General features: G+C 68.8%; 20 protein-coding genes. 18 read left to right on the forward strand and 2 right to left on the reverse strand.

Annotated elements, in window-relative coordinates; translation table 11 throughout:
• Positions 1 to 14 precede the first annotated feature (14 nt).
• Entirely contained in the window at positions 15 to 812 is a 798-nt protein-coding gene (locus tag AC6EI8_RS13735) for a helical backbone metal receptor (RefSeq protein ID WP_498382186.1), read from the forward strand.
• A gap of 12 nt (positions 813 to 824) precedes the next feature.
• On the opposite strand, the gene AC6EI8_RS13740 is transcribed toward AC6EI8_RS13735, so the two are convergent.
• Complete coding sequence (locus AC6EI8_RS13740) at positions 825 to 1,220, reverse strand: antibiotic biosynthesis monooxygenase family protein (RefSeq protein ID WP_149317302.1); 396 nt, start codon at positions 1,218 to 1,220, stop codon at positions 825 to 827.
• 127 nt (positions 1,221 to 1,347) lie between these two features.
• Entirely contained in the window at positions 1,348 to 2,427 is a 1,080-nt protein-coding gene (locus AC6EI8_RS13745; RefSeq protein WP_150082722.1) for an MBL fold metallo-hydrolase, read from the reverse strand.
• Between the two features lie 254 nt (positions 2,428 to 2,681).
• Here AC6EI8_RS13745 and AC6EI8_RS13750 point away from each other — a divergent pair, with 254 nt between their 5' ends.
• The 17 genes from AC6EI8_RS13750 to AC6EI8_RS13830 all read left to right on the forward strand — a co-directional run.
• Positions 2,682 to 3,113 (forward strand): MerR family transcriptional regulator, encoded by a 432-nt coding sequence (locus AC6EI8_RS13750; RefSeq protein ID WP_149317600.1) that lies wholly within the window; start codon positions 2,682 to 2,684, stop codon positions 3,111 to 3,113.
• A gap of 205 nt (positions 3,114 to 3,318) precedes the next feature.
• Positions 3,319 to 3,786, forward strand: a complete 468-nt coding sequence (locus AC6EI8_RS13755) for a PaaI family thioesterase (RefSeq protein ID WP_149317299.1) — start codon at positions 3,319 to 3,321, stop codon at positions 3,784 to 3,786.
• Positions 3,787 to 3,872: 86 nt separating this feature from the next.
• Entirely contained in the window at positions 3,873 to 5,057 is a 1,185-nt protein-coding gene (locus AC6EI8_RS13760; RefSeq protein WP_149317298.1) for an isovaleryl-CoA dehydrogenase, read from the forward strand.
• 236 nt (positions 5,058 to 5,293) lie between these two features.
• Positions 5,294 to 7,111: a bifunctional isocitrate dehydrogenase kinase/phosphatase gene (aceK, locus tag AC6EI8_RS13765; protein ID WP_149317297.1), complete on the forward strand. Its 1,818-nt coding sequence runs from the start codon at positions 5,294 to 5,296 to the stop codon at positions 7,109 to 7,111.
• Positions 7,108 to 7,779, forward strand: coding sequence for a carbonate dehydratase (gene can / locus AC6EI8_RS13770; protein WP_006578377.1), 672 nt, complete (start codon positions 7,108 to 7,110; stop codon positions 7,777 to 7,779). Before aceK ends, can begins: the two co-directional genes overlap by 4 nt.
• Positions 7,780 to 7,870: 91 nt before the next feature.
• Positions 7,871 to 9,052 (forward strand): acetyl-CoA C-acetyltransferase, encoded by a 1,182-nt coding sequence (locus AC6EI8_RS13775; RefSeq protein WP_265633078.1) that lies wholly within the window; start codon positions 7,871 to 7,873, stop codon positions 9,050 to 9,052.
• A gap of 64 nt (positions 9,053 to 9,116) precedes the next feature.
• A complete protein-coding gene (locus tag AC6EI8_RS13780) occupies positions 9,117 to 9,797 on the forward strand; it encodes an SDR family oxidoreductase (protein WP_150082723.1) in 681 nt (226 codons plus the stop codon).
• Between the two features lie 7 nt (positions 9,798 to 9,804).
• The gene (locus AC6EI8_RS13785; protein WP_149317294.1) at positions 9,805 to 10,935 is read left to right on the forward strand and encodes an acyl-CoA dehydrogenase family protein; all 1,131 of its coding nucleotides are present in this window, start codon (positions 9,805 to 9,807) and stop codon (positions 10,933 to 10,935) included.
• Between the two features lie 117 nt (positions 10,936 to 11,052).
• A complete protein-coding gene (locus AC6EI8_RS13790) occupies positions 11,053 to 11,712 on the forward strand; it encodes a 2-hydroxychromene-2-carboxylate isomerase (RefSeq protein ID WP_149317293.1) in 660 nt (219 codons plus the stop codon).
• The gene (locus AC6EI8_RS13795) at positions 11,709 to 12,437 is read left to right on the forward strand and encodes an HAD family hydrolase (RefSeq protein ID WP_149317292.1); all 729 of its coding nucleotides are present in this window, start codon (positions 11,709 to 11,711) and stop codon (positions 12,435 to 12,437) included. Before AC6EI8_RS13790 ends, AC6EI8_RS13795 begins: the two co-directional genes overlap by 4 nt.
• Complete coding sequence (locus AC6EI8_RS13800; RefSeq protein WP_149317291.1) at positions 12,434 to 12,880, forward strand: YchJ family metal-binding protein; 447 nt, start codon at positions 12,434 to 12,436, stop codon at positions 12,878 to 12,880. Before AC6EI8_RS13795 ends, AC6EI8_RS13800 begins: the two co-directional genes overlap by 4 nt.
• A gap of 98 nt (positions 12,881 to 12,978) precedes the next feature.
• On the forward strand, positions 12,979 to 14,586 hold the full coding sequence (locus AC6EI8_RS13805; protein WP_150082725.1) for a carboxyl transferase domain-containing protein: 1,608 nt from the start codon (positions 12,979 to 12,981) through the stop codon (positions 14,584 to 14,586).
• A gap of 3 nt (positions 14,587 to 14,589) precedes the next feature.
• Complete coding sequence (locus AC6EI8_RS13810) at positions 14,590 to 15,642, forward strand: alpha/beta hydrolase (RefSeq protein WP_498382184.1); 1,053 nt, start codon at positions 14,590 to 14,592, stop codon at positions 15,640 to 15,642.
• Positions 15,643 to 15,682: 40 nt separating this feature from the next.
• Positions 15,683 to 16,471 (forward strand): enoyl-CoA hydratase/isomerase family protein, encoded by a 789-nt coding sequence (locus AC6EI8_RS13815; protein WP_226107981.1) that lies wholly within the window; start codon positions 15,683 to 15,685, stop codon positions 16,469 to 16,471.
• A gap of 321 nt (positions 16,472 to 16,792) precedes the next feature.
• Complete coding sequence (bioA, locus tag AC6EI8_RS13820; protein WP_262484889.1) at positions 16,793 to 18,217, forward strand: adenosylmethionine--8-amino-7-oxononanoate transaminase; 1,425 nt, start codon at positions 16,793 to 16,795, stop codon at positions 18,215 to 18,217.
• Positions 18,207 to 19,451, forward strand: coding sequence for an 8-amino-7-oxononanoate synthase (gene bioF, locus AC6EI8_RS13825; protein WP_498382185.1), 1,245 nt, complete (start codon positions 18,207 to 18,209; stop codon positions 19,449 to 19,451). Before bioA ends, bioF begins: the two co-directional genes overlap by 11 nt.
• A partial coding sequence (locus AC6EI8_RS13830; RefSeq protein WP_498382187.1) for an AAA family ATPase occupies positions 19,448 to 19,622 on the forward strand: 175 nt, incomplete at its 3' end. The genes bioF and AC6EI8_RS13830, both read left to right, overlap by 4 nt.

A 19,622-nucleotide genomic window follows, 5' to 3' on the forward strand; every position in this document is an offset into this window, starting at 1 on the left:
CTGCCGATGCGCGCATCGCCTCGCTGGTGCCGTCGGTTACCGAACTGCTGTTTGCGCTGGGACTCGGCGACCGGCTGGTGGCGCGCACCGGCTTCTGCATCCATCCCGAACCGCAGGTGCGCGCGGTCGCCAAGGTCGGCGGCACCAAGGACGTCCAGCTGGACAAGCTGCGCGCGCTGGCGCCGACCCACGTGGTGGTCAACATCGACGAGAACCGGCGCGAGACCGTGGACGAGATCCGCGGCTTCGTGCCGAACGTGATCGTGACCCATCCGTGCGCGCCGCGCGACAACCTGGAGCTGTACCGGCTGCTGGGCGGCATCTTCGACCGCGAAGCCGAAGGCGAGACGCTATGCACGCGGCTGGAGCAGGCGCTGGCGCGCCTCGAGGCGAGCGCGTGGCCGACGCGCAGGGTGCTGTACGCGATCTGGCAGGACCCGTGGATGACGGTGTCGCGCGACACCTATATCAGCCGCATGCTGGCGCTGATCGGCTGGCAGACCTGGCCCGATGCCCAGGATGCCGACGATGCGGGTGCCGCGCCGCAGGCCTGCGTCGATGGCGATTGCGCGCGGCCCAATGCGCCGGGGCAGCGCTATCCGAGCTTTCGCTGGAGCGAGGCGCTGGTGCGCGAGCTCGACCTGGTGCTGCTGTCGACCGAACCCTATCGCTTTACCGAGGACCACGCCGACGCGCTCGAGCGCCAGCTCGGCCTGCCGGTGCTGCTGGTCGATGGGGAAATGGTGTCGTGGTACGGCAGCCGCGCGATCGACGGCATCGCGTATCTGCAGACGCTGGCGCGCCAGGCCTGACGCCAGCGCAGGTCAGCGCTCGAAGCCGTAGGCCCGCTCGACCTTGCAGACGCGCAGCTGGAAGCCCTGATACCAGCGCTCGCGTCCCAGGCGCTGCGCGACCCGGTGCTCGGCATGCGCCTGCCAGGCGGCGATGTCCTCCAGCGAACGCCAGTACGACACCGTGATGCCGGGCGCGCCCGGCGTGCTGCCGTCGCGCACCGACTCGACGCCGAGAAAGCCCGGCATGGTCGCGGCCAGTTCCACCATCCGCTGCGCCATCGCGCCGTAGTCGGCCTCGTGGTTTTCTCCGCCCACGTCCTCGCCGGTGCGCGTGGACGTGAAGATCACCGCGTAATAGGGCGGCGGCGGGGTGTGGGCGAAGGCGCTGTCGGGGGCGCCGTGGGTGGGGCTGTCGGTGGCGGACATGGGCGGCGATTCAGGCGCGATTCACGGCGCGATTCAGGACGCGATTCACGGCGCGAGTCAGGCCCAATTCAGGCGGGAATTCAGGCGCGACTCAGGCGGCGACTCAGGGGGCAATTCAGGCGGCAATTCAGCCGTTGGCCCGGAACCGGATGATGCCATCGTCGTCCGTGGCGCGCCGCAGTTCGCCGGCATGCCACAGCACGTGCAGGTGGGCCAGCGCCTCGCCCATCGCGAAGGTCATCTGATGGATGTCGAACTGGCGGCGGAAGATCACGTCGACGATATCGCGCGCGCTGCACGGCTTTTCGGCGCAGGCGGCGCGGGTCTCGGCCAGGCGCTCGACATGGTGCTCGCGCAGCTGTCCGATGCGCGTCTGCAGATTGCGGAACGGCCGGCCGTGCGAGGGCAGCACCAGCGTGTCCTCGGGCAGGTCCTGGTAGCGGTCCAGCGAGCGCAGATACAGCGCCAGCGGGTTCGCCTCCGGTTCCATGTCGAACACGCTGACATTGGTCGAGATCCGCGGCAGCACCATGTCGCCGGAGATCAGCACCTTCAGCTCGGCGTTGTAGAGCGCGACGTGCTCCGGCGCGTGGCCGAAGCCGGTGATCACGCGCCAGCTGGCGGCCGCCGGATCGGCGCCCATCGTCACCGTATCGCCGTCCATCAGGCGGCGGTATTGCGTCGGCAGATCGGGCACCAGCGTCGCGTAGTAGCTCTTGCGGGCGCGCAGCTTTTCCAGGCTGTCGGGGTCGGCCAGGCCATGGCGGGCAAAGTGGCTCGCCGCGAAGTCGCCGCCCGCGTTCGAGCCGACGCCGTTGCCGCCCCCCATCACCCGAGCGCTCATATAGTCGCCCAGGCTCATCCACAGCCGCGCGTCCCAGCGCTGGCACAGCCAGTGCGCCAGGCCCACGTGGTCGGGATGGCAATGGGTGACCAGCACGCGCAGCACCGGCAGGCCTTCCAGCTCGTTGGCGAACACGGTTTCCCAGTGCGCCTTGATGGTGTCGTTGGTGATGCCGCAGTCGATCACGGTCCAGCCGTCGCGCCCGTCCACACGGTCGCGCACCAGCCATAGATTGATATGGTCAAGCGCGAACGGCAGCGGCATGCGCAGCCAGTAGACGCCGGGGGCCACCTGCTGGCGCGCGCCGGGCTCGGGCATGGTCTCGCCGAACGGGTATTGGAGCTGGTGTTCGAGTGCGTTCATCGGGGAGTCTCTCGGTTGCGAAGCCCTGCGGTGGGCTTTCTCGTCGTGGATCCGGATGCCGGACGCGATTCCGGGCGCCATGAGGCACGCAATGCGCGGAACGGCGTCGGGGCGGTTGCCAGGCGCGCTGCTTGACGCTAACGTAAACGTCAATTCGGACGGCCTGTTGCCATCTTAAGCGAAAACGCCCACGCGTATCGAACGTTCGTTCTCTTTTACAGGCGCCCATGCCCAGCTCCGCCACCTCTACCGCGATGCCCGCCAACCCGCCGGCGGGCACCACCTACACCATCACCGAACTGGCGCGCGAGTTCGACATCACGCCCCGGGCGATCCGCTTCTACGAGGACCAGGGCCTGCTGTCGCCGGACCGCGTCGGCGCCGGGGGAAGGCAGCGGCTCTACAGCGGCCGCGAGCGCACCCGCCTGAAGCTGACGTTGCGCGGCAAGCGGCTCGGCCTGACGTTGAACGAGATCCGCGAGATCCTCGATCTGTACGAATCGCCGCGCGACACGGTGCCCCAGCTGGAGCGCTTCCTGGCCTCGCTGGCGCAGCACCGGCAGGCGCTGGAGCGGCAGATGGAAGACCTGCAGGCGCAACTGGCCGAGATCGACCAGCACGAGCGCCAATGCCGCGCCCTGCTGGCGGCGGCCGAGCCCGAGCGGGAGCGCGCGGCCGGCGCCTGAATGTGGCCGATGCCACCTTCGCCCCTCGTCGCCCGACAAATTTGATTGACGTTTACGTAAACGTAAATAAAATAAGCCGACAGCCCACCGCAGCGCGCGGTGCCGGCGCCGACAGGAAGCTGCCATGCCGAATTCCGCCACGGATGTTGTGACATACGCCGCCGCAGGGGCCGCTGAGGCCGCCGAGGCCGCAGACGCCCTCGACATGAAGGCCGATGCCCCGGCCCGCACCGCCGCCGACCTGCCGCCGGGCCGCGCCGAGGAAATTGCCGCCAGCTTCTCGCGCCAGGGGCTGATGCGAACCTTCGGCGCCTCGCTGGTCCGCGTCGAGCGCGGCGAGGTCGAGCTGGCTATGCCATGGTCCGAAGGCGTCACCCAGCAGCATGGCTTCTTCCACGGCGGCGTGGTCGGCGCGCTGGCCGACAGCGCCTGCGGCTACGCCGCGCTGTCGATGGTCGGCGAAGGCGAGGCGGGCCTGACCGCCGAGTACAAGATCAATCTGCTGTCGCCCGCCCGGGGTGAGCGGCTGATTGCCGTGGGCCGCGTGCTCAAGCCGGGCCGCACGCTGATCGTCGCCCAGGGCGACGTGTTTACCGAAACCGGCGGCGTCCGCAAGGCGGTGGCGACGATGCTGATGACGCTGTGCGTGGTGCGCACGCTCGACCACGTCTGAGCCCGTCCGTACCTGCCACCCGCGCCACCCCGGCCGCACCCGGCCCCCATTCCGTATCGAATCCGGATTCCAACAGGAGACAAACCATGACCGCGACCCTGCCAGGCCTGAAATTCGACCTGGGTGAAGACATCGAGATGCTGCGCGAGTCCGTGCAGTCCTGGGCCCAGGCCGAACTGGCGCCGCGCGCGGCCGAGATCGACCGTACCGACCAGTTTCCGATGGACTGCTGGAAGAAGATGGGCGACCTCGGCGTGCTGGGCATCACCGTCGCCGAGGAGTACGGCGGCGCCAACATGGGCTATCTGGCCCACATGATCGCGATGGAGGAGATCAGCCGCGCCTCCGCCTCGGTCGGCCTGTCGTACGGCGCGCATTCGAACCTGTGCGTCAACCAGATCCACCGCAACGGCACGCCGGCGCAGAAGGCGAAGTACCTGCCCAGGCTGGTGTCCGGCGAGTGGATCGGCGCGCTGGCGATGAGCGAGCCCAATGCCGGTTCGGACGTGGTCAGCATGAAGCTGCGGGCCGACCGCAAGGGCGACCACTACGTGCTGAACGGCACCAAGATGTGGATCACCAACGGTCCGGACTGCGACGTGCTGGTGGTCTACGCCAAGACCGAGCCGGATCTTGGCGCGCGCGGCATGACCGCCTTCATCGTCGAAAAGGGCATGAAGGGCTTCTCGGTGGCGCAGAAGCTGGACAAGCTCGGCATGCGCGGTTCGCATACCGGCGAACTGGTGTTCCAGGACGTCGAGGTGCCGGCCGAGAACATCCTCGGCGCCGAGAACGGCGGGGCCAAGGTGCTGATGAGCGGCCTGGACTACGAGCGCGCGGTGCTGTCCGGCGGCCCGGTCGGCATCATGCAGGCCTGCATGGACGTGGTCACGCCCTACATCCACGACCGCAAGCAGTTCGGCCAGAGCATCGGCGAATTCCAGCTGATCCAGGGCAAGATCGCCGACATGTACACCACGCTGCAGGCCGCGCGCAGCTATCTGTATACGGTGGGCAAGAACCTCGACGCGCTCGGCAGCGAGCACGTGCGCCAGGTACGCAAGGACTGCGCGGCGGTGATTCTCTATACGGCCGAGAAGGCGACCTGGATGGCCGGCGAATCGGTGCAGATCCTGGGCGGCAACGGCTATATCAACGAATATCCGACCGGCCGCCTGTGGCGCGACGCCAAGCTGTACGAGATCGGCGCCGGCACCTCGGAGATCCGCCGCATGCTGATCGGCCGCGAACTGTTCTCCGAAACGATGTGATGGCGAGGTAAAAGACAGGAAAGCGCCGTGCACGGTGCGCCGCTCCATGGTGGGCGGCGCCACCGATGCCTCGCGCGAAGCGCTTACAATCACCCCTGACATCCGGCCTCGCCGCGAGCGCCGATGCACAGGTTCCAGCCGATATCTCAGCCGATTTTTCAGTCGATATTTCCGCCGATATCTCCGCCGAAACCGCCTTCCGAACCTCACCCGCGCCCAGGTAGTCCGTCCCAGCCATGTCCCACTTCCCGAAACTGCTGTCGTCGCAGATCGCCTACGATGTGGCGCGCACCATGCTGGACGGGTTCGACAAGCACTATCGGCTGTTTCGCGAGGTCAGCATCGAGGCCAAGGTCCGCTTCGAGGCCGGCGACTGGGCCGGGCTGCAGCAGCTGCAGCGCGACCGCATCGCGTTCTACAACGAGCGCGTGCGCGAAACCACGGTGATCCTCGAGGACGAGTACGACGCCGAGCAGATCGAGGACGAGATCTGGCAGCAGATCAAGCTGCATTACATCGGGCTGCTGACCAACCATCACCAGCCCGAGCTGGCCGAGACCTTCTTCAATTCGGTCTTTACCCGCATCCTGCACCGCTCGTACTTCAACAACGATTTCATCTTCGTGCGCCCGGCGATCTCGACCGAATACATCGAGAACGAGGAGTCGCCGACCCGGCCGACCTTCCGCGCCTACTATCCGGGCAGCCGCGAGGGCATGGCAGACTGCTTCGAACGGATCGTGCACAACTTCCAGCTCGAGCGGCCGTACGAGGACCTGAAGCGCGATATCGGCTATGTGGTGCGCGCCGTCACCGAGCACCTGGGCGATTTCCGCATCGCGCCGAATTTCCAGATCCACGTGCTGTCGTCGCTGTTCTTCCGCAACAAGTCGGCCTTCATCATCGGCCGCGTGCTGAACGGCGACCGCACCTATCCGCTGGCGATCCCGATCGTGCACGGGCCGTCGGGCAAGCTGGCGCTCGACACGGTGCTGCTGCGCAAGGAACAGCTGCTGATCCTGTTCTCGTTCACGCATTCCTATTTCATGGTCGACATGGAGATCCCGTCGGCCTACGTGACCTTCCTGCGCGACATCATGCCGCGCAAGCCGCGCGCGGAGATCTATACCTCGCTGGGTTTGCAGAAGCAGGGCAAGAACCTGTTCTACCGCGACTTCCTGCACCACCTGCAGCATTCGTCGGACAAGTTCATCATCGCCCCCGGCATCCGCGGGCTGGTGATGCTGGTGTTCACGCTGCCGTCCTATCCCTACGTCTTCAAGGTGATCAAGGACTTCTATCCGGCGCCGAAGGAAACCACGCGCGAGCTGATCAAGTCCAAGTACCAGCTGGTCAAGCAGCACGACCGCGTCGGCCGCATGGCGGACACGCTGGAATATTCGGACGTCGCCTTTCCGCTGTCGCGCTTCGACGATGCGCTGGTGCGCGAGCTGCACGAGCATGCGCCGTCGATGATCGAATATCAGCGCGCCAAGGACGGCACCGAGGAAATCGTGGTACGCCATCTCTATATCGAGCGCCGCATGACGCCGCTGAACATCTACCTGCAGGAAGGCACCGACGAGCAGGTCGAGCACGGCATCATCGAATACGGCAATGCGATCAAGGAGCTGATGGCCGCCAACATCTTCCCGGGCGACATGCTGTACAAGAATTTCGGCGTCACGCGCCATGGCCGCGTGGTGTTCTACGACTACGACGAGATCGAATACCTGACCGACTGCAATATCCGCCGCGTACCGACTCCCCGCAACGAGGAAGAGGAGATGTCGGGCGAGGTCTGGTACAGCGTCGGCCGCCACGACATCTTTCCCGAAACCTTCCGCACCTTCCTGCTGGGCGACCCGCGCGTGCGCGCGGCCTTCCTGCGGCACCATGCGGACTTTTTCGATCCTGCCCTGTGGCAGGGACACAAGGACCGGCTGCTGGCCGGACATGTTCATGACTTCTACGCTTACCATGCCTCGGAACGCTTCATTCATCGATACGGCCCAACCGAATCCGGCGACGAGCCGGCAAGGAGGGCAGCATGACTGACGCCATCGCCCAGCTGTTCCGCAACAACCGCGAATGGGTCGACCGCGTCAACGCGGAAGATCCGAACTTCTTCACCAGCCTGGCCAACCAGCAGGCGCCCGAATACCTGTGGATCGGCTGTTCGGATTCACGCGTGCCCGCCAACCAGATCCTGGGGCTGGCGCCGGGCGAGGTCTTCGTCCACCGCAATATCGCCAACGTGATCGCGCACAGCGACCTGAACGCGCTGTCGGTGATCCAGTTCGCGGTCGAGGTGCTGAAGGTGCGCCATATCACCGTGGTGGGCCACTACGGCTGCGGCGGCGTCAAGGTCGCGCTCAAGCGCGAGCGCGTGGGTCTGGTCGACAACTGGCTGCGCCATGTGCGCGACGTGGCCGACAAGCACGACGCCTACCTGGGCACCATCGTGCGCGAGGACGATGCGCACAGCCGCCTGTGCGAGCTCAACGTGATCGAGCAGGTCAACAACGTCTGCCAGACCACGGTGATCCAGGACGCCTGGGCGCGCGGCCAGCAGGTCACGGTGCACGGCTGGATCTACGGCGTGTCCGACGGCCTGCTGCGCGACCTCGGCATGGCGGCCAGCAGCAACGAGGAACTGCGCACGCAATTGCAGGCGGCCTACCGGCAGTACGGGGATCCGCCGCATATTCCGGTGCGGTGACAAGCCGCTCCCTGCCCGGCCCCGCAGGTCGAGGCAGGGAGCCAATCGAACGACAGCACGGCAGCACGGCAAAGACATCAAGGAGACCACCATGCAAGACCCGATCGTGATCGTATCCGCGGCCCGCACGCCGATGGCCGCATTCCAGGGCGAGTTCGCCAGCGTCACGGCGCCGCAGCTCGGCGCCGTCGCCATCCGCGCGGCGATCGAGCGCGCCGGCATCCAGCCGGAGCAGGTCGAGGAAGTGGTGTTCGGCTGCGTGCTGCCCGCCGGCCAGGGCCAGGCGCCGGCGCGCCAGGCGGCGTTGGGCGCGGGGCTGCCGCTGTCGGTCGCCTGTACCACCGTCAACAAGATGTGCGGCTCCGGCATGCGCGCCGCGATGACGGTGTACGACAGCCTGGTGGCGGGCTCGTACGAAATCGCGGTGGCCGGCGGCATGGAAAGCATGACCAATGCCCCGTACCTGATCCCGAAGGGGCGCGGCGGCTATCGCATCGGTCACGGCATGATCTATGACCACATGATGCTCGACGGACTGGAAGACGCCTACGAGAAGGGCCGCGCGATGGGCACCTTCGGCGAGGACTGCGCGGCCAAGTACGGCTTCACCCGCGAGGCGCAGGACGCCTTTGCGATGGAGAGCGTGCGGCGCGCGCAGCAGGCCACCGAACGCGGCGACTTCCGCTGGGAGATCGCGCCGGTCACGGTGACGGCCAAGGGCGGCGATGTGGTGATCGACACCGACGAAGGCCCGCGCCGCATCAAGGTCGACAAGATCCCCTCGCTCAAGCCCGCCTTCGCCAAGGACGGCACCATCACCGCCGCGTCGTCGTCGTCGATCAACGACGGCGCCGCCGCGCTGGTGATGATGCGCGAATCGACCGCGAAGGCGCTGGGCCTGCAGCCGCTGGCGCGCATGCTGGGCCATACCAGCCATGCGCAGGCGCCGGGCTGGTTCACCACCGCGCCGGTCGAGGCCATCGCCAAGCTGTATCGCAAGCTCGACTGGAACAGCGACAGCGTCGACCTGTTCGAGATCAACGAGGCCTTCGCCGTGGTGCCGATGGCGGCGATGCACGAGCTGAAGATTCCGCGCGACAAGGTCAATATCCACGGCGGCGCCTGCGCGCTCGGCCATCCGATCGGCGCCTCGGGCGCGCGCATCATGACCACGCTGATCGGCGCGCTGCGCAAGACCGGCGGCAAGCGCGGCGTGGCCAGCCTGTGCATCGGCGGCGGCGAGGCGACGGCGGTCGGCATCGAGCTGGTCTGAGTGCCGCCGGCCCGAACGCTGCCTGAACCCTCGTTCCCGAACCTCGACCCGACAGGAGGCTAGCTTGCCAACCGCACTGATACTCGGCGCCTCGCGCGGCATCGGCCTGGAGTTCGTCCGCCAGTACCGCGCCGACGGCTGGCGCGTGATCGCCACCGCCCGCAGCGACGAAGGGCTGGCCGCATTGAAATCGCTGGGCGCGGAGGCGCACCGCGTCGACCTGACCGAGGCCGATCAGGTCGCGGGCCTGGGCTGGACGCTCGACGGCGAATCGCTCGACGTGGCGGTCTACAACGCCGGCGTGATCGGCCCGCGCACCGAGGGCGCGCAGCCGGTCTCGGTCGAGGAGTTCGACGACGTGATGCATGCCAATGTGCTGGGCCCGATGATGGCGCTGCCGCTGGTGCTGCCCTTCGTCGAGACAGGCCGCGGCGGCAAGGGCGGCGTGCTGGCGGTGCTGTCCTCGCGCATGGGCAGCATCGGGGCGATGGAGAGCAATCGCAGCTGGCTGTATCGCGTCAGCAAGGCGGCCGTCAACGCGGCGCTGAAGTCGGTGTCGCTCGACGCCCGCCACGCGGTCTGCCTGGCGCTGCATCCGGGCTGGGTTCGTACCGACATGGGCGGCGCCGGCGCCGACCTGACGCCGCAGCAGAGCGTGTCCGGCCTGCGCCGCGTGCTGGCCGGCGCCACCGCGCAGGACAACGGCGGTTTCCGCAACTACGACGGCAGCGTGCTGCCCTGGTGAGGTTCCGATGCTGCTCAGTCCCGAACAGGAAATGATCCGCGACGCGGTGCGGCAGTTCGCGCAGGAGGTCATCGCGCCGCAGGCCGCCGCATGGGATCGCGACAAGACGTTCCCGAAGGAGGTCCACCGCGAGCTCGCGGCAATGGGCACCTATGGCGTGGCGGTGCCCGAGGCCTACGGCGGCGCGGGGCTCGACTACCTGTCGCTGGCGCTGATCCTGGAGGAGATCGCCGCCGGCGACGGCGGCACCTCGACCGTGATCAGCGTCAACAACTGCCCCGTCTGCAGCATGCTGATGGCGTTTGCCGACGAGGCGCAGAAGCAGCGGTGGCTGGTGCCGCTGGCCAGGGGCGAGATGCTCGGCGCGTTCTGCCTGACCGAGCCGCATGTCGGCTCGGACGCCGCGGCGCTGCGCACCACCGCGACGCGCGACGGCGATCATTACGTCCTCAACGGCGTCAAGCAGTTCATCACCAGCGGCAAGCACGCCGATGTCGCGATCGTGATGGCGGTCACCGACAAGGCCGCCGGCAAGCGCGGCATCAGCGCCTTCCTGGTGCCGACCGATACGCCGGGCTATGTGGTCGCGCGGCTGGAAGACAAGCTTGGCCAGCATTCGTCGGACACCGCGCAGATCGTGTTCGAGGATTGCCGCGTGCCGGCCGCCAACCTGCTTGGCGAGGAGGGCGCGGGCTACAGGATGGCGCTGTCCGGCCTGGAGGGCGGGCGCATCGGCATCGCCGCGCAGAGCGTCGGCATGGCGCGCGCGGCCTTCGAGGCGGCGCTGGCCTATTCGAAGGAGCGCGAGAGCTTCGGCCAGCCGTTGTTCGCGCATCAGGCGGTGCAGTTCCGCCTGGCCGAGATGGCCACGCGCATCGAGGTCGCGCGCCAGATGATCTGGCATGCCGCCTCGCTGAAGGACGCCGGCCGGCCCTGCCTGAAGGAGGCCGCGATGGCCAAGCTCAATGCCAGCGAGATGGCCGAGGCGGTCTGCTCGGACGCGATCCAGGTGTTTGGCGGCTATGGCTATGTCAGCGACTTCCCGGTCGAGCGGATCTACCGAGACGTGCGGGTCTGCCAGATCTACGAGGGCACCAGCGACATCCAGAAGATGCTGATCGCGCGGGCGCTGGCGTGAGAGGCGCGCGCACGGCCGTACCGAAGTCCCTGCCGTACGCACCGCAGTTTCCGGTTGCCGCTTCATTCGCCCACTTGGTTCGCCACTCCGTTCGCCGCACTCTCGCCAGGACCTGACATGACCGCTGCCCCCATCGACTTCTATTTCGATTTCTCCTCGCCCTACGGCTACTTCGCCAGCACGCGCATCGACGACCTCGCGCGCCAGTACGGCCGCAGCGTCGCCTGGCATCCGATCCTGCTGGGCGTGGTGTTCAAGACCACCGGCATGGCGCCGCTGCCGCAGATCCCGCTCAAGGGCGACTACAGCTGGCGCGATTTCGAACGCACCGCGCGCCATCACGGCATTGCCTATCGCCGGCCGTCGAACTTCCCGCTGCCGACCACGCAGGCCGCGCGCGCGATGCTGTGGCTGCAGAACCATCATGCCGCCGACGTGGCGGTGCGCTTCGCCAAGGCGGTGTACCACGCCTACTTCGTCGACGACATCAACATCGCCGAACCGGCCGAGCTGGTGAAGATCGCCGCGGCGCTGGACATCGACGCCAATGCGATGGACGCCGGCGCCAGCAGCCAGCCGATCAAGGACCAGCTGAAGGCCGAGATGGAAGTGGCGATGGCCAAGGGCGTGTTCGGCTCGCCCTTCGTCATCGTCGATGGCGAACCCTACTGGGGCTTCGACCGCTTCGACCAGATCGAGGCCCTGCTCAAGAGCGGCACGCCCACCGAATTGCGGGCCGTGCCGTCCCCCGATCTCAAGGAAAAGAAACCCGCATGACCCTCAGTGCTTCTCCCTCCCGCGACCGCGACAGCGGTGCCGCCCAGCCGTCCCGCCGCTTCGACTGCGTGATCTTCGATTGCGACGGCGTGCTGGTCGACAGCGAGCCGATCGTCAACCGCGTGCTGAACCAGATGCTGAACGAACTGGGCATCGCGATCTCGCTGGAGGACTCGACCGCGCTGTTCCTCGGCCGCGCCGTGCGCGAGGAGCTCGACACCATCGAGCGCATGCGCGGCGCGCCGCTGCCGGAGAACTGGCTGTCGCACTGGCTGGCCCGGCGCAATGCAGTGCTGGAGGCCGAGGTTGAGGCCGTGCCGCACGTGCGCGACGCCATCGCCGCGATCGCCGCGACCGGCATGCCGCTGTGCGTGGCCTCGGGCGCCGACCGCGTCAAGGTCAAGCTGCAACTGAAGCGCACCGGCCTGCTGGAGCTGTTCCAGCACGACGCCGACGGCCAGCAGCGCGAGCACGTGTTCTCCGCCACCGAGGTCGAGCGCAGCAAGCCCGCGCCCGACGTTTATTTGCTGGCGGCGCGCACGATGGGCGTGGAGCCCTCGCGCTGCGCGGTGGTGGAAGACAGTCCGGCCGGCATCACCGCCGGCGTGGCGGCCGGCATGACGGTGTTCGGCTATGCCGCGCGCAACGATGCCGCGATGCTGCGCGAGGCCGGCGCCCAGACCATCTTCACCGATATGCGGCAACTGCCGGAGCTGGTGGCATGAAGCGGGCGGCAGCGCCTTCACGCGAAGGCGCCTGCCCTTGCGGCGGGGCCAGCTACGCCAGCTGCTGCGGGCGCTTCCATCGCGGCGAGGCGCTGCCGGACACCGCCGAGCAGCTGATGCGCTCGCGCTACAGCGCCTACGTGCTGAACGACGCGCAGTGGCTGCGCCAGAGCTGGCATCCGTCGACCTGCCCGGCGACGCTGGAGCAGGATCTTGCCCAGGACGCCGGTGGCCCGCGCACGCAGTGGCTGGGCCTGACCATCGTCGCGCATGTACCGCAGGACGACACCCACGCCGAGGTCGAATTCGTCGCGCGCTACAAGGTCGGCGGGCGTGCGTCGCGGCTGCACGAACGCAGCCGCTTCGTGCGCGAGCCGCGCGCGAGCGGCGAAGCGCCGCGCTGGCTGTACCTCGATGGGGACATTCGCGGGGAAGCGCGATGAACCGGGCCGCCGCCGTACGCTGAATTTCCGCACCGCGAACGCATTCATCGCATCGCATTCATCGCAACGCATCACAAGATCAGGAAGAGACAGACCCGATGCCCACGCTCGAATCCAAACTCAATGCCCGTTCCGAGGCCTTCAAGGCCAATGCCGAGGCGATGCAGGCCCTGGTCGCCGACCTGAAGGCGAAGATCGCCCAGGTGGCGCAGGGCGGTGGCGAAGACGCGCGCAACAAGCATCTGTCGCGCGGCAAGATGCTGCCGCGCGAGCGCGTGCAGCAGCTGCTCGACCCGGGCACACCGTTCCTGGAGCTGTCGCAGCTGGCGGCCTACGACATGTACGACAATGCCGCGCCCGGCGCCGGCATCATCACCGGCATCGGCCGCGTGGCCGGGCAGGAATGCGTGATCGTGTGCAACGACGCCACGGTCAAGGGCGGCACCTACTACCCGATGACCGTCAAGAAGCATCTGCGCGCGCAGGAGATCGCCGAGCAGAACCATCTGCCCTGCATCTACCTGGTCGATTCGGGCGGCGCCAACCTGCCGAACCAGGACGATGTGTTCCCCGACCGCGATCACTTCGGCCGCATCTTCTACAACCAGGCCAACCTGTCGAAGATGGGCATTCCGCAGATTGCCGTGGTGATGGGCTCGTGCACCGCCGGCGGCGCCTATGTGCCGGCGATGAGCGACGAGTCGATCATCGTCAAGAACCAGGGCACGATCTTTCTGGGCGGCCCGCCGCTGGTCAAGGCGGCCACCGGCGAGGAGGTCAGTGCCGAGGACCTGGGCGGCGCCGACGTGCATACGCGGCTGTCGGGCGTGGCCGACTACTTCGCGCAGAACGACGCGCATGCGCTGGGCCTGGCGCGCAATATCGTGCAGCACTTGAACCGCCGCAAGCCGGACCAGATCCGGCTGCACGCGCCGGTCGAGCCGCGCTATCCGGTCGAGGAACTGTACGGCGTGATCCCGACCGATACGCGCAAGCCCTACGACGTGCGCGAGGTGATCGCCCGCATCGTCGACGACTCGGACTTCGACGAATTCAAGGCGCGCTACGGCACCACGCTGGTGTGCGGCTTCGCGCGGATCTGGGGCTACCCGGTCGGCATCGTCGCCAACAACGGCATCCTGTTCTCGGAGTCGGCGCTCAAGGGCGCGCACTTCATCGAGCTGTGCTGCCAGCGCAAGATTCCGCTGGTGTTCCTGCAGAACATCACCGGCTTCATGGTGGGACGCAAGTACGAGAACGAGGGCATCGCCCGCAACGGCGCCAAGATGGTGACCGCGGTGGCGACCGCGCAGGTGCCGAAGTTCACGGTGATCATCGGCGGCTCGTTCGGCGCCGGCAATTACGGCATGTGCGGGCGCGCCTATTCGCCGCGCTTCCTGTGGATGTGGCCGAACGCGCGGATCTCGGTGATGGGCGGCGAGCAGGCGGCCAGCGTGCTGGCCACGGTGCGGCGCGACGGCATCGAGGGCCGCGGCGGCAGCTGGAGCGCCGAGGAGGAGGAGGCCTTCAAGCGGCCGATCCGCGAGCAGTACGAACACCAGGGCCATCCGTATTACGCCAGCGCGCGGCTGTGGGACGACGGCGTGATCGACCCCGCGCAGACCCGCACGGTGCTCGGCCTGGGCCTGTCGGCCAGCCTCAATGCCCCGATCGACGAGATGAAGTTCGGCGTCTTCCGGATGTAAGCGATGCTGCGTCGTTGCCGCGCGCCAGGTGCCCATGATGCCCGCGATGCCGCCCGCGATGTTCCGCGCGATGTTCGCCGCAGCGTGCCGTTCGCCCGGCTGGCGCTGTGCCTGCTGGCATGGGCCGCGCTGCCGGCCGGCGCCGCGCCGCTCGAGGAGACCTGGTCGGTGCCGGTGACGGTTACCGATGCGCACGGGCGACAGGTCTCGCAGCGCATCGTCGTCACCGCGTTCCGCGAGCCCGGCCACCAGCGCTATCCGCTGCTGGTGCTGAGCCACGGTCGCGCGCCCGATCCCTATGCGCGCGCCCGGCTGGGCCGCGTGCGGCTGGCCGAGCAGGCCGCGTATTTCGCCTCGCTCGGCTTCCAGGTGCTGGTGCCGACGCGGATCGGCTATGGCGCCAGTGGTGGCGACGATATCGAGAACACCGGCAGCTGCACGCGCAAGAACTATCGCCCCGGCTTCGAGGTGGCCGCGCAGCAGGTGCTGCAGGTGATCGAGATGGCGCGCTCGCGGCCGGAGATCGACGTGTCGCGGGTCGTGCTGGTCGGCCAGTCGTTCGGCGGCGCGGCGGTGATCGCGCTGGCGGCGAAGAACCCGCCGGGTGTCCGGCTGGTGCTGAACTTCGCCGGCGGCGGCGGCGGCGATCCGCGCCTGCATCCGGGCGAGCCCTGCGCGCCCGACCAGCAGGCCGCGCTGTTCGCCGAATACGGCCGCAGCGCGCGCGTGCCGACGCACTGGATCTACACGACCAACGACCGCTACATGGGACCGTATCCGGCGCAATGGTTCGAGGCCTTCCGCGGCGCCGGCGGCGTCGGCAAGTACCACGCGCTGCCGGCCTTCGGGCAGGACGGCCACCAGCTGTTCGCGCGGGGCCTGACGCTCTGGAAGCCGCTGGCCGAGAACGCGCTGCGCGATGCCGGCTTCGAGCCGCGGCCATTGAACCGGCCGGCGGCCGCGAGCGCGGTCCGACCGAATGACGTCCGGCCGAACGGCGTCCGACCGATCGAAGGGCGGCCGATCGACGGTCGACCGAACGACGCCCGCAGATAGCCGGAAACGCAGTCCACACCAGAACTGCCAGGAGACCACGATGGAATTCACCACCCTGACCGTGACCGTCGAGCGCCATGTCGCCACGGTGACGCTGAACCGCCCCGATGTGCGCAACGCCTTCAACGAGACCGTGATCGCCGAGCTGAGCGGCGCCTTCCGCGCGCTGGGCGATACGCCGGAGGTGCGCGCGATCGTGCTGGCCGGGCAGGGGCCCGCGTTCTGCGCCGGCGCCGACCTGAACTGGATGAAGAAGATGGCCGGCTACTCGCACGACGAGAACCGGGCCGACGCGCTGCAGCTCGCGCAGATGCTGCATGCGATCTGGGCGTGTCCGAAGCCGGTGATCGCGCGCATCCACGGCGATACCTATGCCGGTGGCGTCGGCCTGGTGGCGGCCTGCGATATCGCGGTGGCGGCCGACCACGCGCATTTCTGCCTGTCCGAAGCGCGCCTGGGGCTGCTGCCGGCGACGATCAGCCCGTACGTGATCCGCGCGATGGGCGAGCAGGCGGCGCGCCGCTACTTCATCACCGCCGAACGCTTCGATGCGGCCGAGGCGCTGCGGCTGGGCTTCGTGCATGCGGTGGTGCCGGCCGACGGGCTCGACGCCAAGGTCGCCGAGCTGACCGCCGCGCTGGTCGCCAACAGCCCGAACGCAGTGCGCGAAAGCAAGCGGCTGGTGCAGGACATCGCCGGCCGCGCCATCGACGACGACCTGCTGGCCGATACCGCCGAGCGCATCGCGGCGATCCGCGCCTCCGACGAGGGCCGCGAGGGCGTGCGCTCCTTCCTCGAAAAGCGCAGCCCGTCGTGGCGGCCGGCCTGAAGGCGACGATTCCGATGAGATCGACGATGTCCGCGATGCCGAGGATGTGCGCGATGCCGACGATGTCCGCGCCGCCGCCGGCGACGATGTGCGCAGATGCGCGCGCAGTGGTGGGCGATCGCGGCTTCGTCGCCCAACTACCGGGAATCTGACGCCAACACGCCCATAACGCGCAAATCCGGCGCCGTTTGCCAAGCCCGCAAGGACCTTCCTACCATGCGTTCTCCCAATCCAGCCGCGTTCCCCGCGCCGCCCGGGCCCACCCGGAACGGCACGCGCGCGGCCGGCCAACCATGGAGGACTCCCTTGCATACCCAGTCCTTGCAAACCGCCCCCACTGACCCGCCCGCCGCGCCCGCGCGGCAGGACGGCAACGGGCTCGCCGCGCGCAGCCAGCGCGCGGTATGGCATCCCTGCACGCGCCTGCGTCCGGGCGGCGACCGGCCGCCGCTGGCCGTGGTCCGCGGCGAAGGGCCCTGGCTCTACGACGACGAAGGCCGGCGCCTGTTCGACGCCACCAGCTCGTGGTGGGTCAATCTGTTCGGCCATGCGAATCCCGCCATCAACGCCGCGCTGAAGGACCAGCTCGACACGCTCGAGCACGTGATGCTGGCCGGCTGCACCCACGGTCCGGCGGTCGAGCTGGCGGAACGGCTGTCGGCGCTGACCGGCGGCGCGCTCGGCCATGCGTTCTACGCGTCGGACGGCGCCTCGGCGGTCGAGATCGCGCTGAAGATGAGCTTCCACTACTGGCGCAACAGCGGGCTGCCGGGCAAGCGCGAGTTCGTCTGCCTGCGCCACGGCTATCACGGCGAGACCGTCGGCGCGCTGGCGGTCACCGATGTCGCGGTATTCCGCGATGCCTACGATCCGCTGCTGATGCGCGCCCACGTGGCGATGTCGCCGGACGCGCGCCAGGCGGCGTCCGGCGAGTCGCCGCGCGAGGTCGCGCAGCGCGCGCTCGACGAACTCGAAGCGCTGCTGCAGCAGCGCGCCGCCAGCATCGCGGCGCTGATCGTCGAGCCGCTGGTGCAGTGCGCGGCCGGCATGGCGATGCACGATCCGGCCTATCTGGACGGCGTGCGAGCGCTGTGCGACCGCTACCGGGTCCATCTGATCGCCGACGAGATCGCGGTCGGTTGCGGGCGCACCGGCACCTTCTTCGCGTGGGAACAGTCGCGTGGCGAGGCCCCGCTAGGCGCGCAGCAGTGGCCCGATTTCCTGTGCCTGTCCAAGGGCATCAGCGGCGGCTATCTGCCGCTGTCGCTGGTGCTGACGCGCAGCGCGATCCAGCAGGCCTTCGTCGCCGACGAGCTGTCGCGCAGCTTCCTGCATTCGCATTCGTACACCGGCAATCCGCTGGCCTGCCGCGCGGCGCTGGCGACACTGGACCTGTTCGCGCAGCACGACGTGCTGGCGATGAACCGGCAGCGCGCGCAGTGGCTGGCGCAGGGGCTGGCCGGCCTGGCCGCCGATGCGCGGCTGTGCCACGTGCGCCAGCGCGGGCTGATCTGGGCCGCCGATCTGCGCGAGCCGTTCGCCACCGAAACGTTCGCCGCGGACTTCCATCGGGCCGCGCTGGAGCGCGGCGTGCTGATCCGGCCGATCGGCAACACGCTGTACGTGATGCCGCCCTACGTCTTCGATGCGCCGCTGGCCAGCTGGCTCGGCGAGCGTCTGCTGGCCGCGCTCGACAGCGTGGTCGCACCGGCCGGTTCGGCCAGGGAGGCACGCCATGCTGCTTGATCGACTGACCCAGGCCGCGACCGAGCGCGAACGCCAGGCACTGACCCGGACCCGCCGTATCGCGCATACGCCTTGCGCGCCCCGGCAGACCGTCGGTGCGCTGCTGCCCGACGGCAGCGAGGCCGAGCCGCGTTCCCTGCTGGGCTTCAGCAGCAACGATTACCTCGGGCTCGCCAACCATCCGGCCATCGTCGACGCCTTCGCCGAGGGCGCGCGGCGCTGGGGCGCCGGCAGCGGCGCCTCGCATCTGGTCACGGGCCACGGACTCGCGCATCACCGCCTCGAGACCGAACTGGCGCGCTGGTACGCCGACGCGATCCCCGACGCGGCCGCCCTGTACTTCTGCACCGGCTACATGGCCAATCTGGCGGTGCTGACCGCGCTTGGCGGTGCCGACGCCACGCTGTTCTGCGAGGCGCTGAACCACGCGTCGCTGATCGACGGCGCGCGGCTGGCGCGCGCGAGCGTGCAGCGTTACCCGCATGGCGATGTCGCCGCGCTCGACGCGCTGCTCGCCGCCAGCGAATCGCCGCTGAAGCTGGTCGTTACCGACGGTGTCTTCAGCATGGACGGCGATGTCGCGCCGCTGGCCGAACTGCTGGCGCTGGCCGAGCGGCACGATGCCTGGCTGATCGTGGACGATGCGCACGGCTTCGGCGTGCTGGGCGAACGCGGCCACGGCGTGCTCGAGCAACTGGGCCTGTCGTCGCAGCGGCTGGTCTATATCGGCACGCTCGGCAAGGCGGCCGGCGTGGCGGGCGCTTTCGTCGCCGCGCATCGGCTGATCGTCGAACATCTGGTCAATACCGCGCGCACGTATATCTTCACCACGGCGGCGCCGCCGGCGTCTGCCCATGCGCTGCTGACCAGCCTCGCGCTGATCGAGGGCGACGAGGGCGCGCAGCGGCGCGCGGCGCTGCGGCAGCGCATCGCCGAATTGCGTGCCGGTCTGGCGCCGATGGCCGCCCGCGCTGGCTGGCAGTTGGCCGACAGCGCGACCGCGATCCAGCCGCTGATTGTCGGCGGCAACGCCGCGGCGCTGTCGCTGTCGGCGGGACTGGAGCAGGCCGGCATCCGCGTCGGCGCGATCCGTCCGCCGACCGTGCCCGAGGGCACCGCGCGGCTGCGCATCACGCTGTCCGCCGCGCATCGCGAAGCGGACGTCGCGGCCCTGCTGGCGGCGCTGGGTGCGCTGGCGGCACGGGCCACGCCGCCGTGCAGGGAGGCCGCATGAGCCCAGTTTCCCCATTCGCCTGCTTCGTGACGGGCACCGATACCGGGGTCGGCAAGACCCACGCCAGCGCGGCGCTGCTGCACGCGCTTGCCGCGCAGGGCCGCACGGCGGTCGGCATGAAGCCGGTCGCCAGCGGCTGCGACTGGCGCGACGGCCAGTGGCACAACGACG

This window comes from Cupriavidus sp. R6-3 (assembly GCF_059772245.1).